We start from the raw sequence: 12,903 nt of genomic DNA, 5'->3' as shown, positions 1-12,903 counted from the left end.
TTGACATTGAACATAACTTTTTGTATTATACTTACATAAGGTAAGTTATTTACTTTCGAATTATAAATCTCAAATTAAAGATAAGATGTGTAAAAGGGAGAGAATACAATGACAAAAGTACTATTTATTACAGCAAATCCAAATTCAGCAGAAGGTTCTTTCGGAATGGCAGTAGGAGAAGCTTTCATCGAAGCTTATAAAAACGAACATCCACAAGACGAAGTTGTAACAATTGATTTATTCAACACTACAGTACCAGCAATCGATGCGGATGTATTTGCTGCTTGGGGTAAATTTGCAGCAGGTGAAAGCTTTGAAACTTTAACTGAAGTTCAACAACAAAAAGTTGCAGCAATGAACACAAACTTAGAAACATTTATGCATGCGGATCGTTATGTATTCGTAACTCCAATGTGGAACTTTAGCTATCCACCAGTAGTAAAAGCATACTTAGATAACTTAGCAATCGCAGGTAAAACATTCAAGTATACTGAAAATGGCCCAGTTGGCTTATTAGAAGGCAAAAAAGCACTTCACATTCAAGCAACAGGTGGCGTTTATTCTGAAGGAGCATACGCAGCTGTAGACTTCGGCCGCAATCACTTAAAAACAGTATTAGGATTCATTGGTGTAAATGAAACTGAATACATTGCAGTTGAAGGTATGAATGCAAACCCTGAAAAAGCACCAGAAATTAAAGAAGCAGCAATTGCTAATGCTCGTGAATTAGCAAAACGTTTCTAATATAGAATACTTAAAAAATGTCCAAGCACTTGCTGTTTGGACATTTTTTCTTCTTTTTCCTTCGTTTGTCTAGTATAATGAAGGTCGGAATGATAATAGGTGGGGGTTCTGTATGATTCAAACGTTTTTTAAAATCTTTTATTTAATTTTAATCGTAATTGCGATTACACCGAGAATGTGGCGTCTGAAAAGACAAGTAAATACGATGTCGCCACAAGAAAAAGATAATGTTGTGTATAAAACGACAAATTGGTTTGGTAAGAAAATGGTGCGTGTAGCTGGTGGGACAGTTGAAGTAAAGGGACTGGAAAATGTTCCAAAAGATAAGCCGGTACTAGTTGTAAGTAATCATCAGAGTAATATGGATATTCCTGTTTTACTAGGTTACTTAAATAAACCAATTGGATTTGTTTCAAAAGCAGAGATTAAGAAGTTTCCAGTTGTACCAACTTGGATGGAACTTATGAATTGTGTATTTATGGTTCGTAATGATCGTCGTCAATCTCTTCAAGCGATTAAAGATGGAATTGAGCTGTTAAAGAACGGGCATTCAATCGTAATCTTCCCAGAAGGGACGAGAAGTAAGGGTGGCGAAATTGGAGAGTTTAAGGCTGGGAGTTTTCACCTTGCAGTAAAATCTGGTGTAGCAATCTTACCTGTAACATTAGATGGGACATATAAAATGTTTGAAGCGAATGGAAACCGTATGAAACCCGCTCATGCAACAGTAACAATTTCTAAGCCGATTACAGCTGAAGAGTATGCGAATATGGATATTAAAGAATTAACGAAGCATACACAGGATGTTATCGCATCACAATTACATAAGTAATAAAAAAAGGTTTCAGCTTAATATAAGCTGAAACCTTTTTTTATGCTGTAGGTAAGACATAAAAGAGTACGCAGAAGAACATCATCGCACTACCACCTAAAACGAAAAGATGCCAAATGGCATGATTGAAAGGTAACTTTTCCCAAAGGAAGAATATAGCCCCTACAGAATATAAAATTCCGCCTGCTAAAAGTAGTGAAAAACCATGTCCAGTTAGATTTTCATAAAGTGGTTTAATAGCAACGATTATGAGCCATCCCATTATGATATAACATAATGTTGATGCCTTAATAAAGCGACGTACAAAGAAAATTTTGAAGATGATACCTCCGAGTGCTAGTGTCCATATAATAGCGAGTAACGTCCAGCCTAATGGTCCGCGAAGCGTAATAAGTAAAAAAGGAGTATATGTGCCAGCGATTAATAAATAAATGGCTGAGTGATCTAGTATAGTAAATAATTTTTCTACTTTTGGATGATGAATGCTATGTAACAAGGTCGAAAACAAGTACAGTAAAAACATGCTTACACCATAAACCGTAAATGCAACTACAGCAGATGCGGTACCATGCTTAGAGGCATGAATAATTAATATAATTAAGGCAGGGATGCTTAAAATGGCACCGATACCATGTGTAATTGCATTTGCAATTTCTTCTTTCACAAAATGTGTCATTCGTGTCATTTTTTCAGTCATAATGCAAATCCTTTCTACTATCATAAAATAATATGTCATTTCCCTTACCATATCATACACAAGGGCAATAGAAAATGAAATTTGTATAATTGATTATATTTTTGAATTTTTTTGACAAAAGGCAATGGATTTGTTGACGTTTTCAAACTTTTTTGACAAAATAAAATTATGCAATAGTAGGACAAGGAATCTACTAATAAAGGGGATGGAGAAATGTTTTCAAATATTGGCTTTCCAGGATTAATTTTAATTTTAGTAGCTGTACTCATTTTGTTTGGGCCGAAAAAATTGCCGGAAATCGGAAAGGCTTTAGGGGAAACGTTAAAAGAATTCAAAAAATCAACGAAAGAATTGACTGATGATGCATTTCAAGAGAAGGAAAAGAAAGAAAAAATGTAATGAATTTTCCTCGAAATGGATAAATAAAGTGTGGTGAACGAGATGGAAGATCGGGAAATGAGCGTAGTAGAACATATTGTTGAGCTTCGCAAACGAGTAATATATACAGTACTATCCTTTGTCCTATTTTTAATTATCGGATTTACTTTTACGAAGGATATTTATTTTTGGCTAGTAAAAGATTTACCAATGAAATTAACTGTTCTCGGTCCAAGTGATGTATTATGGATTTTTTTCTCGATTGCTACAGTATTTGCTATCGTTTGTACAATTCCTTTTGCTGCTATACAAATTTGGTTATTTGTAAAACCGGGTTTACATCCAAATGAACAAAAAATGACAGTAATGTATATACCGGTATTGTCTATATTATTTGTTGCAGGTTTATGTTTTGGATATTTCGTTGTAATGCCGTTTTTATTTCATTTTTTAACTACGATAGGTAATGAAATGTTTAATACGATGTTTACGACAGAAAAGTATTTTCATTTTGTTCTTAATTTAACAGTTCCATTTGCTGTAATTTTTGAATTACCTGTAGTTGTCATGTTTTTAACGAGTATTGGACTGTTAACGGCGGAATTGCTAATAAAAATAAGAAGGTATGCTTATGTAGCATTGATTATCATTGCATCGTGTATATCACCGCCGGATTTTTTATCACATAGTTTAGTAGCGGTACCGCTTATTTGTATTTATGAAATTAGTATCGCTTTATCAAAGATTGTCAGTAAGCGAAAAAAGAAAAGAGAAGAAATACAGTCGAAAAGTGCCTCGTTATAAAGGCACTTTTTTTATTTATTTGTTATACTTTAGACATAAACGTATACAATATATAGAAGAAAAAAATTATAGAATCTCCAAAATTTAGACAAACTTTGCGCTTTGCTAAGTTTATACTAAAATTATTAAGCAATATACGGATAACGGGATTCCTGTCTGATCGGATATTTAGGATGGAGGATGAATAGAGTATAAATCTTCTAACCAAAAGGACTACAGGGATTGACTAAGGATACTTTTGTATTCATAGAAGTCTCCACTTTAAACAACGTGTTACAGCGTAAAGTAGAGGAAGTTCAAAAATCCAATGAAAAAGAGGATTGATATTGTGATTACGAAAAGTTTTTATTTCACTCATTCAACAGGGGATTGTATTAAAATATTCGAAATCCCTGTCCTACAGGCACAGCATCCATTATCGTTTCTAATTCAGTCTCGTCTTCAATTATTTATTGCAAAAATTCAAAAACAAAAGCACCCAAGATTTTCGTATTCTTTCCGTGAATATTTGCAAAATTGTTTGAAGTGGAATGATTATTTAAATGTATATAAAACAAATACCCTTGAAAAAAATGCATGATACAAAGTATGGACAGGGTTAGTAAACTCTGTCTTTTTCATTTTAGGTATAAAAATATAATTAATTTGGTGAAATTTGTTCGAAATTGTTGAAAGCACAGGGAATGCTAGTATAATAACAAGGAGAGCGTATTGGAAAGGGAAGAATATAATATGCAAAAAATTAAAATTGTAACAGATTCAACTGCAGATTTAACGCAGGATGTAATCGAAAAGTATGGCATTCATGTGCTACCATTATCAATCTCTGTAAATGGACAAACATATTTAGATCGCGTTGATTTACAACCTGATGAATTTATTGAAGAAATGATCAAATCAGAGGAATTACCAAAAACATCACAACCGGCAATGGGTACATTTGTAGAAATGTATGACAAGTTAGGTGAAGATGGAAGTGAAGTACTTTCCATTCATATGACAAGTGGAATGAGTGGTACTGTGGCAACTGCCAATAGTGCTGCATCAATGACCGACACAAAAGTAACAGTTGTTGATTCTCAATTTATTACACATGCTTTAGCATATCAAGTAATAGAAGCTGCAAAAATGGCAAATGAAGGACGCTCACTAGAAGAAATTTTAAAACGTGTAGATGAAGTGAGAAAGAATACTCGTTTATATGTAGTAGTAGATACATTAGAAAATTTAGTGAAGGGTGGGCGTATCGGTAAAGGAAAAGCGTTTATCGGTTCGCTACTTAATATAAAGCCAATTGCTAGCCTTGAAGATGGTGTTTATAACCCTGTAACGAAAGTGCGTAGCCAAGGTCAAATTGTAAAAACGTTAGCTAAGTTATTTGAGGAAGATACAGCTGGAAAAGTTGTAAAAGCTGTTGCAATTCCGCATGCTAAAGCAATTCCTTTAGCTGAAAATGTAAAAGCGGCTGTTGAAAAAGTGAGTGGATTTGCTCAATCAGAAATTTTCTTTACAACGCCTATTATTAGTACTCATACAGGTCCGGGTGCAATTGGATTTATGTATTTAGCAGAGTAATAAAAAAGCTACTTGAAATGAATTTTCAAGTAGCTTTTTTTATGTGAATAGAAAGTAAGAAATAAGAAGGGTTATACAGGCACTCCCGCTAATTATATAGCGAGTCTGTAAATATTCATTCATAGAAAACACCCACTGATTAAAGTTTTACTTTATGATTTTCTATAGTATATGTTGGATATAGAAAATAAGTAGTTACGTTATACGTGTAATGTTTCAATTTTTTCATTTACTTGCTTACCGTTTGTTGCGTTATTATAAGTAAAGGTTTGGCCTAAAAAGAGTACATGCAGTTGTTCCCACGGTAACATACGTAAATTCCAATTATTTCGAAGCCTTGTTACTGCCTCGCGGGGTGTTTCATCGGCGAGGGCAAAAGCTCCGTAATGCATCGGTATAAAGTGTGTAGCGTTTAAATCTAAATAAGCTTGCACTGCCTCTTCAGGTGAAACATGAGATGCTTTCATAAACCACTCTGGTTCATAAGCGCCAATGGGCATAAGGGCAATATCAATTGAAAAGCGTCTGCCAATTTCTTTGAAACCTTGGAAATAGCCACTGTCACCACAAAAATAAACGGTTTCTTTCGTTGGTTCATTATTAATAATCCATCCACCCCAATGTGATGTATTCATATCAAATAAGGATCTTCTCGTCCAGTGCTGAGCAGGTACGAAGTGAAAGGAAACATCATTAATGATCGTATTTTCCCACCAATTATACTCTTCTACACGAGTAAATTTTTTGCGAGTAAATAGTTTTTTCAGTCCAATAGGTACAAGGTATAAAACATCATCATTTAGCTGGCGAAGCGATGAAAAATCTAAATGATCATAATGACCGTGTGAAATGAGGACAATATCAATTTTAGGTAGTTCTTGTATAGAAAGACCAGGTTCAGTAAGTCTTGGAACTAATTTTAATTTAGTAGCCCATACTGGATCTGTTAATATATTCAGCCCATTCGTTTGGATAAGGAATGTGGAATGACCAATCCAAGTTACAGACGTCTTTTCAAAGTTGTTTTGTAGGAATTTACTTTGTTTAACAGGTGATTGTTCTACTAAAAAAGAAAAATCCTTTTTATTTTGTTTTCGTTCTTTTCGCCAACGTATAAAGGAACGAATTGATTTTTTTGTACTCACATTATCCATGTTTTCATAACGTTTTGTCATGAACATCACCTCATTTAAAATCGTTGTAATTGTATTGTACCGAAATGTTGTTAAGGAATACAGTGTATAACATGGATGAATGTTTAAGGAATTGTAAAAAAATAGGGGGATGCGTTTACAAAAGTAACAATAAAATTAGTTTTGCAACTTCTATTTAGAGAAATAATAGTAAAAAAATAAATTTTGTCTAGTAATTGGCTTGAAATAAAGAAGTAACATACGTAAATTCGTACGATTTCGTGAACAAATGTAGTAAACAATTTTCTCGTAGTGTTAACTTTTGTTATGATAAACATAACCTATTTAAATTTAGGATAGAGAAAAGAGGTTTATAAATGAAGCGTTATCAAAAAATAATTGGTCTTATGGTTGTATTTTGTCTCTTTGTACTTGCTGGATGTAGTGGATCGGGTTCAAAGCTTCGTAAACCATTGAATTGGGATTTAGAAACTTTCCAATTTACAAATCAAGATGGAAAGTCATTTGGTACAAAAGATTTAAAAGGGAAAGTTTGGGTTGCTGATTTTATGTTCACAAATTGCCAAACAGTTTGTCCGCCAATGACTGCCAATATGGCAAAACTGCAAAAGATGGCCAAAGAAGAGAAATTAGACGTTCAGTTTGTTTCGTTTAGTGTAGATCCAGACCTTGATAAGCCGGAGAATTTGAAGGCTTTCATTCAAAAGTTTACAGAGGATACTAGTAACTGGAATTTATTAACGGGTTATTCATTAGAAGATATTACAAAGTTTTCCAAAGATAATTTCCAATCACTTGTAGATAAACCTGAGGATGGTCAAGTTATACATGGTACATCATTTTATTTAATTGATCAAAACGGAAAAGTAATGAAAAAGTATAGTGGTATTAGTAATACGCCGTACGAAGACATTATACGTGATATGAAGAGATTAGTGGATTAAAAAGAAGGGTGCACAGCACCCTTCTTTTTTTACATTAGTCTATGGATAAAATGTCATGTTGTTGTGGAAGTTTTGGTGCCCGAATTTCTAACACGCCGTTTTGATACGAAGCTTTCGCTGCTTTTTTATTAATTGAGTACGGTAATTTAATCAATCTTGATGCTTCTGAAATGGAACGTTCTCGGCGATAATAGTTATGAGACGTTTCTTCCTCGACCTCTTCAAGTATCTCTTCTTTTACAGAGACTTTTAAGTATTCACTTTGTATTTCAATTTGAATTTGTTCTTTTTGTATACCTGGTAGTTCAGCTGTAACAACGAGTTCTTCACCAACTTCATATAAATCTACGGGGAATGTTAATAAACGATTTCCTTTTTGGAAAAAATGATTTAAATCAGCGATTACATTGCGAAGTGGTGTTTGCTCGAAGAAATCATCAATTTGTTTTAAATAATTGCGAACCGGTGGGCGAGAAGAGTCTTTTTTTTCTTCACTCATGGTATTCCCTCCTAGAAATCAATTTGCAATATCATATGACAAAAGCGGAGAAAGGTGATTGCCTAGTTTTCATGTTTTCATAAAAAATTGTTAAAAATGTGAAATGGAGTGATTTTTTTATAGTTTTTGGTCGCCATATTCAATTGATTATGCTAGTATAAATAGGGTTGATATAGTAGTATATAGACAGAATGAAAACTGAAAGAGGGTAAGAAGTATGTGTGGTTTTGTAGGATGTTTATGTGAAAACCCTAGAGAGTTTTCAGAAACAGAAAAACATCAATTTGAAAATATGAACACGATGATTTTCCACCGCGGTCCAGATGACGAAGGATATTTTCGTGATGAACATGTACAATTTGGCTTCCGCCGTTTAAGCATCATTGACTTAGAGGCAGGACATCAGCCGCTAACTTATGAAAATGATCGATATGTAATTATTTTTAATGGTGAAATTTACAACTATGTAGAATTACGTGAAATGTTACTTGAAAAAGGTGCAACGTTTGCAACACAATCTGATACAGAAGTTATCATTGCATTGTATGCACATATGAAAGAAAAATGTGTAGACTATCTTCGTGGTATGTTTGCATTTATGATTTGGGATCGTGAAGAGAAGAAACTTTTCGGTGCACGTGACCACTTCGGTATTAAACCTTTATACGTCGCACAACAAGGTGATACTACATTCTTTGCATCTGAGAAGAAAAGTATTATGCATGTGATGGAAGATAAAGGCGTTAATCCAACGTCGCTACAACATTACTTTACGTACCAATATGGTCCAGAGCCAGAAACATTAACAATTGATGTTAATAAAATCGAGCCTGGTCATTATTTCGTAAAAGAAATCGGTAAAGAGATGGAAATCTATCGCTACTGGAAACCTTATTTCAATGCTTCAAGCGCAACGAAAGAGGAGCATATCCAAGCAATTCGTGATGTGTTGTATGATTCAGTAAAAGTGCATATGCGCAGTGATGTACCAGTAGGTTCATTCTTATCTGGTGGTATCGATTCATCTATTATCGCTTCTATCGCAAGAGAAATGAATCCAAATCTTTTAACATTCTCAATTGGTTTTGAACAACGTGGTTTCAGTGAAGTTGATGTTGCAAAAGAAACTGCTGAGAAATTAGGCGTTAAAAACCATAACGTATTCATTTCAGCGAAAGAGTTTATGGATGAGTTCCCAAAAATCATTTGGCATATGGATGATCCTTTAGCAGATCCAGCAGCTGTACCATTGTACTTCGTTGCAAAAGAAGCACGTAAGCATGTAACAGTTGTTCTTTCAGGTGAAGGTGCAGACGAGCTATTTGGTGGTTATAACATTTATCGTGAGCCAAACTCACTAAAAATGTTCTCTTACATTCCTAGCCCAGGTAAGAGCGTTCTAAAAGCATTAAGTGGTGCTCTTAAAGAAGGATTTAAAGGAAAGAGCTTCCTAGAACGTGGATGTACGCCAATTGAAGAGCGTTACTATGGAAACGCGAAAATCTTCCGTGAAGAAGAGAAAGTTGAATTAATGAAGTATTACAATGAAAGTGTTAACTATATGGATATCACGAAACCATTGTATAACGAGATTAAAGATTATGATGATGTAAGCAAAATGCAGTACATTGACATGTTCACATGGTTACGCGGTGACATTTTATTAAAAGCTGATAAAATGACAATGGCAAACTCATTAGAACTTCGTGTACCGTTCTTAGATAAAGAAGTATTTGATGTTGCATCTAAAATTCCAACTGAATTTAAGATTGCTAACGGAACTACGAAAGCTATTTTACGTGAAGCGGCACGCGGAATCGTCCCAGATCACGTATTAGATCGTAAAAAACTTGGATTCCCAGTACCAATTCGTCACTGGTTAAAAGACGAAATGCATGATTGGGCTATCAATATTATAAACGAGAGTAAAACAGAGCATTTAATCGACAAACAGTATGTATTAAACTTACTGGAAGCACATTGTGCAGATAAAGGCGATTATAGCCGTAAAATTTGGACTGTACTTGCGTTTATGGTATGGCATCAAATTTATGTTGAGCATAAATACGATACGAATAAGTTCCACGAAGAAACGAAACGTGCGTATAGCTTAGTTTAATTAGAAAAACCTTAAGATCGCATATGGTCTTAAGGTTTTTTTCATAAATAGGACGTATTATTGATACAATAATAGTAAAAGGATGGACAACATATGATTACGTTTGAAAAAGTAACTGTAGATAATGAAAGCGTTGTTAAAGAAATGTTTCGCTCACATAGTTTAACTGAGAATCAAGTACAGTATTGTGTGAAAGTTGATGATACATATATTGGTGTAATAGACTATAGTGTACAAGAGGAGAGTGCAATTTTATCGCAGTTAATTATTCACTTTGATTATCAAAGTTACGGTTATGGGACAAATACGTATTTTACATTTGAAACGATGATGAAAGAAAGAAACGTGAAAGAGATAAAGGTATTACAAACGGAATTAACAGAACAAGCAAAAACTTTCATAGAGAGCATTGGTTTTAATGAAGAAGATGGAATATATGTGAAGAAAATATAACGATGAGTAGTTGTGCGAGATAAATATAAGGCAGGTGGATATATGACGATGACTTCTGGTCTTGTATTAATTGGAGGGTGTTTTATAGTAGCAGAGCTAATCCATATGTTCATTCGAAAAAGAATGAATAAGAAAAGAAAGCCGTATGAATTACAATATGCCCCTGTGTTTTTCCTTTTATTTTGTATGCTTATTACATTACAAAACATAACGAACTTTCCACCGCTTTTAAATATTTTTTTAAAGTTCGGTTTGCTGTATAGTAGCACTGGAATAGCCCTTTTATTTCTTTTATTTTGCATACGTTATATTCACTATCAATCGTATATATTTATTTTAAATTGGTTAAAGCACAATGATAGAAACCGCCTTACATAAGGCGGTTTTTTTATTTGTAATTGTAATGGTTTTGAAAGTTATATGTATGCTGATTTATTTAATAGTAGTTCCATATATCAAAAAACAACGAGGTGCAATTTGACATGGAATATAAATAAGTGGATAACAAGATACAGATGTTTTTGTATATAAAGCTCAAAATTTCATTAAAATTTATAAAAATAATTAGATGATTTAACATATTATCTATTATTAGTATGTGGTACTATATATTCTTAATCTGTAACGTAAGTAGGTGTATAAATTTGAAATGTTAATCAACTAGTTTATCTTAAGTGCTGACAAATAGCAGGATTAAATTTTGGGGAGGTTTCGTTTTTTTTATGTTTAATTTGGATATTTTATTTCTTGAATGGATGACCAGTGTGGAGGGAAGTGTGCTTACAATACTTTTTAAATTTATATCTAGTATTGCAAATGAAACGTTGTATTTAGTCATTATTTCGATTTTATATTGGTGCGTTTCTAAAAGAAAAGCATTTCATATGATTGTTATGCTTTGTTTCTCTGGGTATATAGGGATAGTGGTAAAAGAATTCATGAAAATCCCGCGACCGTATACATACGAAGGAATTCAGGCTTTATATGAAAAATCAGCTGCAGGTTATTCTTTTCCAAGTACACACGTCCAGTTAGCGACAACATTTTGGGGCTCTTTTATGATGTTATGTAAAAAGAGAATCATTTGGATCATTGGAATTATTTTTATAATATTAGTTGCTACTTCTCGTCTATATTTACGTGTACATTGGCTCAGTGATATAATAGGTGCAATTTTAATTAGTGTCATAGTTGTTTATTTATATACGAAAGTAACAGGGGAATTAAGTGATAGGAAATTTATATTGTTACAACGAATTGTATTGGCAGTTTCACTTACTATGTATTTTATGACTGACCAAATAGATAATTTAAAATTACTTGGAGTTTTGACAGGTTCTACGATTGGTATCATGTTAGAGAATCACTTTATTAAAATAAGTGAAAGTAATAATTTTAAAATACAAGTAGTAAAAACAGTTTTAGGCCTTAGTTTCATGTTAATGATACAGCTCATACTAAAAAAAGTAATACCTGATATGTATTATGTACGTTATGCATTGACTGGAATTACAATTACTTTCTTATGTCCGTTTATGTTTCACATGTTACGGTTAAAAAGTGAATAGCAAATAAGTACAAAAATATTTTGAATAAAAATGAGGTCGAAATTATATATATTGAAAAAGTTTTCTGATATATCTATTGACAATGCATGAGATATACATTAATCTTTAAATGTTAATGAAAATCATTTTCAACTAGGAGGATTTATGACACGCACTAAAAATATTTTTATACTTTGCATTATGTTATTAATGGTCATAATTGCAGGTTGCGGTAAAGAAGAAGAGAAGAAAGATAAAGATACATCAGTAAAGGCAAAAGATTCATATAGTATAAAGCATGCAATGGGCGAAACGACAGTAAATGGTACACCAAAAAGAGTTGTTGTTTTAACGAATGAGGGTGCTGAGGCACTTTTAACTGTTGGAGTAACGCCAGTTGGAACGACAAAACCACGAGCTGGGGATGAATGGTATCCTCATTTAGCGGATGAGTTAAAAGATACGAAAGTAGTAGGAACTGAGCGTGACATTAATTTAGAGGCAGTAATGAAGCTTCAGCCGGATTTAATTATTGGAAATAAAATGCGTCACGAAAAAATATACGAGCAGTTAAAAGAAATCGCGCCAACAGTATATGCTGAAACATTGCGCGGTGATTGGAAAGAAAACTTTACGCTTTATACAAAAGCTGTAAATAAAGAAAAAGAAGGGCAAAATGCACTTAATGATTATAAAAAGCGTATTGCAGGAATAAAAGAACAATTAGGTGATAAAATTAACTCTAAAGTTTCAATTATTCGCTTCGTCCCAGGTGATGTTCGTATTTATCAAAAAAATTCATTCTCAGGCGTTGTATTAAATGATATTGGATTTAAACGACCACCACTACAAGATAAAGATGAATTTACGATAAAAGGAATTACAAAAGAACAAATTCCAAATATGGACGGGGACTACTTATTCTATTTCACATCTGATAAAGATGCGGATAAGAATAATGAAGGAAACACGTTAGCGAAAGAATGGACAGAAGATCCGCTCTTTAAGCAGTTACAGGCTTCTAAAGATAATAAAGTATTCGAAGTAGATGAAGTGATTTGGAATACAGCAGGTGGTATTGTAGCTGCAAACCTTATGTTAGATGATATTGAAAAATATTTTTTAAAGTAAATGAATGGTCGAGTACATCACCTTAA

Annotated in this window: 15 protein-coding genes; 12 read left to right on the top strand and 3 right to left on the bottom strand. The window is 33.3% G+C overall.

Annotated elements, in window-relative coordinates; genetic code table 11:
* Positions 1 to 108: 108 nt before the first annotated feature.
* Both AC1Q8N_RS05315 and AC1Q8N_RS05310 read left to right on the top strand, forming a co-directional pair.
* Complete coding sequence (locus tag AC1Q8N_RS05315) at positions 109 to 744, top strand: FMN-dependent NADH-azoreductase (RefSeq protein WP_098076344.1); 636 nt, start codon at positions 109 to 111, stop codon at positions 742 to 744.
* 112 nt (positions 745 to 856) lie between these two features.
* Entirely contained in the window at positions 857 to 1,576 is a 720-nt protein-coding gene (locus AC1Q8N_RS05310) for a lysophospholipid acyltransferase family protein (protein ID WP_048541203.1), read from the top strand.
* A 40-nt stretch (positions 1,577 to 1,616) separates the two neighbouring features.
* On the opposite strand, the gene trhA is transcribed toward AC1Q8N_RS05310, so the two are convergent.
* A complete protein-coding gene (gene trhA, locus AC1Q8N_RS05305) occupies positions 1,617 to 2,273 on the bottom strand; it encodes a PAQR family membrane homeostasis protein TrhA (protein WP_000136880.1) in 657 nt (218 codons plus the stop codon).
* 213 nt (positions 2,274 to 2,486) lie between these two features.
* Between trhA and AC1Q8N_RS05300 the strand changes: the two genes are divergently transcribed.
* The 4 genes from AC1Q8N_RS05300 (at position 2,487) to AC1Q8N_RS05285 (ending at position 5,030) form a co-directional block, all read left to right on the top strand.
* Complete coding sequence (locus AC1Q8N_RS05300) at positions 2,487 to 2,672, top strand: twin-arginine translocase TatA/TatE family subunit (RefSeq protein WP_000492443.1); 186 nt, start codon at positions 2,487 to 2,489, stop codon at positions 2,670 to 2,672.
* Between the two features lie 42 nt (positions 2,673 to 2,714).
* Entirely contained in the window at positions 2,715 to 3,455 is a 741-nt protein-coding gene (gene tatC, locus AC1Q8N_RS05295; protein ID WP_048541204.1) for a twin-arginine translocase subunit TatC, read from the top strand.
* 328 nt (positions 3,456 to 3,783) lie between these two features.
* Positions 3,784 to 4,035: a DUF2535 family protein gene (locus tag AC1Q8N_RS05290; protein WP_000629012.1), complete on the top strand. Its 252-nt coding sequence runs from the start codon at positions 3,784 to 3,786 to the stop codon at positions 4,033 to 4,035.
* 152 nt (positions 4,036 to 4,187) lie between these two features.
* A complete protein-coding gene (locus AC1Q8N_RS05285) occupies positions 4,188 to 5,030 on the top strand; it encodes a DegV family protein (protein WP_033657798.1) in 843 nt (280 codons plus the stop codon).
* A 200-nt stretch (positions 5,031 to 5,230) separates the two neighbouring features.
* On the opposite strand, the gene AC1Q8N_RS05280 is transcribed toward AC1Q8N_RS05285, so the two are convergent.
* Positions 5,231 to 6,205 (bottom strand): MBL fold metallo-hydrolase, encoded by a 975-nt coding sequence (locus tag AC1Q8N_RS05280; protein WP_000167208.1) that lies wholly within the window; start codon positions 6,203 to 6,205, stop codon positions 5,231 to 5,233.
* A gap of 335 nt (positions 6,206 to 6,540) precedes the next feature.
* On the opposite strand from AC1Q8N_RS05280, the gene AC1Q8N_RS05275 reads away from it, so the two are divergent.
* On the top strand, positions 6,541 to 7,128 hold the full coding sequence (locus tag AC1Q8N_RS05275; protein WP_046959312.1) for an SCO family protein: 588 nt from the start codon (positions 6,541 to 6,543) through the stop codon (positions 7,126 to 7,128).
* 34 nt (positions 7,129 to 7,162) lie between these two features.
* On the opposite strand, the gene AC1Q8N_RS05270 is transcribed toward AC1Q8N_RS05275, so the two are convergent.
* The gene (locus tag AC1Q8N_RS05270) at positions 7,163 to 7,627 is read right to left on the bottom strand and encodes an Hsp20/alpha crystallin family protein (protein WP_001288088.1); all 465 of its coding nucleotides are present in this window, start codon (positions 7,625 to 7,627) and stop codon (positions 7,163 to 7,165) included.
* 217 nt (positions 7,628 to 7,844) lie between these two features.
* On the opposite strand from AC1Q8N_RS05270, the gene asnB reads away from it, so the two are divergent.
* From asnB to AC1Q8N_RS05245, 5 genes are all read left to right on the top strand, one after another.
* The gene (gene asnB / locus AC1Q8N_RS05265; protein ID WP_048541206.1) at positions 7,845 to 9,746 is read left to right on the top strand and encodes an asparagine synthase (glutamine-hydrolyzing); all 1,902 of its coding nucleotides are present in this window, start codon (positions 7,845 to 7,847) and stop codon (positions 9,744 to 9,746) included.
* A 93-nt stretch (positions 9,747 to 9,839) separates the two neighbouring features.
* Positions 9,840 to 10,199 (top strand): GNAT family N-acetyltransferase, encoded by a 360-nt coding sequence (locus AC1Q8N_RS05260; protein WP_493521107.1) that lies wholly within the window; start codon positions 9,840 to 9,842, stop codon positions 10,197 to 10,199.
* A 48-nt stretch (positions 10,200 to 10,247) separates the two neighbouring features.
* Positions 10,248 to 10,577, top strand: a complete 330-nt coding sequence (locus tag AC1Q8N_RS05255; RefSeq protein ID WP_046955685.1) for a hypothetical protein — start codon at positions 10,248 to 10,250, stop codon at positions 10,575 to 10,577.
* 344 nt (positions 10,578 to 10,921) lie between these two features.
* Positions 10,922 to 11,767 carry a phosphatase PAP2 family protein gene (locus AC1Q8N_RS05250; RefSeq protein WP_098848021.1) on the top strand — a complete coding sequence of 282 codons (846 nt, stop codon included), beginning with the start codon at positions 10,922 to 10,924 and terminating at the stop codon, positions 11,765 to 11,767.
* A gap of 144 nt (positions 11,768 to 11,911) precedes the next feature.
* The gene (locus AC1Q8N_RS05245) at positions 11,912 to 12,877 is read left to right on the top strand and encodes an ABC transporter substrate-binding protein (RefSeq protein WP_404519049.1); all 966 of its coding nucleotides are present in this window, start codon (positions 11,912 to 11,914) and stop codon (positions 12,875 to 12,877) included.
* Positions 12,878 to 12,903: the final 26 nt, after the last annotated feature.

The sequence above is a fragment of the Bacillus sp. GW823-FHT06B01 genome, from assembly GCF_058952315.1.
Note: the sequence above shows the minus strand (reverse complement) of the source record. Positions and strands in the feature narration are given on the sequence as shown.

What these genes read in the sequence shown, in the direction of transcription:
- asnB (WP_048541206.1), top strand. Translation starts at nt 7,845, where the DNA reads ATGTGTGGTTTTGTAGGATGTTTATGTGAAAACCCTAGAGAGTTTTCA.
- AC1Q8N_RS05310 (WP_048541203.1), top strand. Translation starts at nt 857, where the DNA reads ATGATTCAAACGTTTTTTAAAATCTTTTATTTAATTTTAATCGTAATT.
- AC1Q8N_RS05300 (WP_000492443.1), top strand. Translation starts at nt 2,487, where the DNA reads ATGTTTTCAAATATTGGCTTTCCAGGATTAATTTTAATTTTAGTAGCT.
- AC1Q8N_RS05270 (WP_001288088.1), bottom strand. Translation starts at nt 7,627, where the DNA reads ATGAGTGAAGAAAAAAAAGACTCTTCTCGCCCACCGGTTCGCAATTAT.
- AC1Q8N_RS05250 (WP_098848021.1), top strand. Translation starts at nt 10,922, where the DNA reads ATGTTTAATTTGGATATTTTATTTCTTGAATGGATGACCAGTGTGGAG.
- tatC (WP_048541204.1), top strand. Translation starts at nt 2,715, where the DNA reads ATGGAAGATCGGGAAATGAGCGTAGTAGAACATATTGTTGAGCTTCGC.
- AC1Q8N_RS05315 (WP_098076344.1), top strand. Translation starts at nt 109, where the DNA reads ATGACAAAAGTACTATTTATTACAGCAAATCCAAATTCAGCAGAAGGT.
- AC1Q8N_RS05285 (WP_033657798.1), top strand. Translation starts at nt 4,188, where the DNA reads ATGCAAAAAATTAAAATTGTAACAGATTCAACTGCAGATTTAACGCAG.
- trhA (WP_000136880.1), bottom strand. Translation starts at nt 2,273, where the DNA reads ATGACTGAAAAAATGACACGAATGACACATTTTGTGAAAGAAGAAATT.
- AC1Q8N_RS05255 (WP_046955685.1), top strand. Translation starts at nt 10,248, where the DNA reads ATGACTTCTGGTCTTGTATTAATTGGAGGGTGTTTTATAGTAGCAGAG.
- AC1Q8N_RS05245 (WP_404519049.1), top strand. Translation starts at nt 11,912, where the DNA reads ATGACACGCACTAAAAATATTTTTATACTTTGCATTATGTTATTAATG.
- AC1Q8N_RS05275 (WP_046959312.1), top strand. Translation starts at nt 6,541, where the DNA reads ATGAAGCGTTATCAAAAAATAATTGGTCTTATGGTTGTATTTTGTCTC.
- AC1Q8N_RS05260 (WP_493521107.1), top strand. Translation starts at nt 9,840, where the DNA reads ATGATTACGTTTGAAAAAGTAACTGTAGATAATGAAAGCGTTGTTAAA.
- AC1Q8N_RS05280 (WP_000167208.1), bottom strand. Translation starts at nt 6,205, where the DNA reads ATGACAAAACGTTATGAAAACATGGATAATGTGAGTACAAAAAAATCA.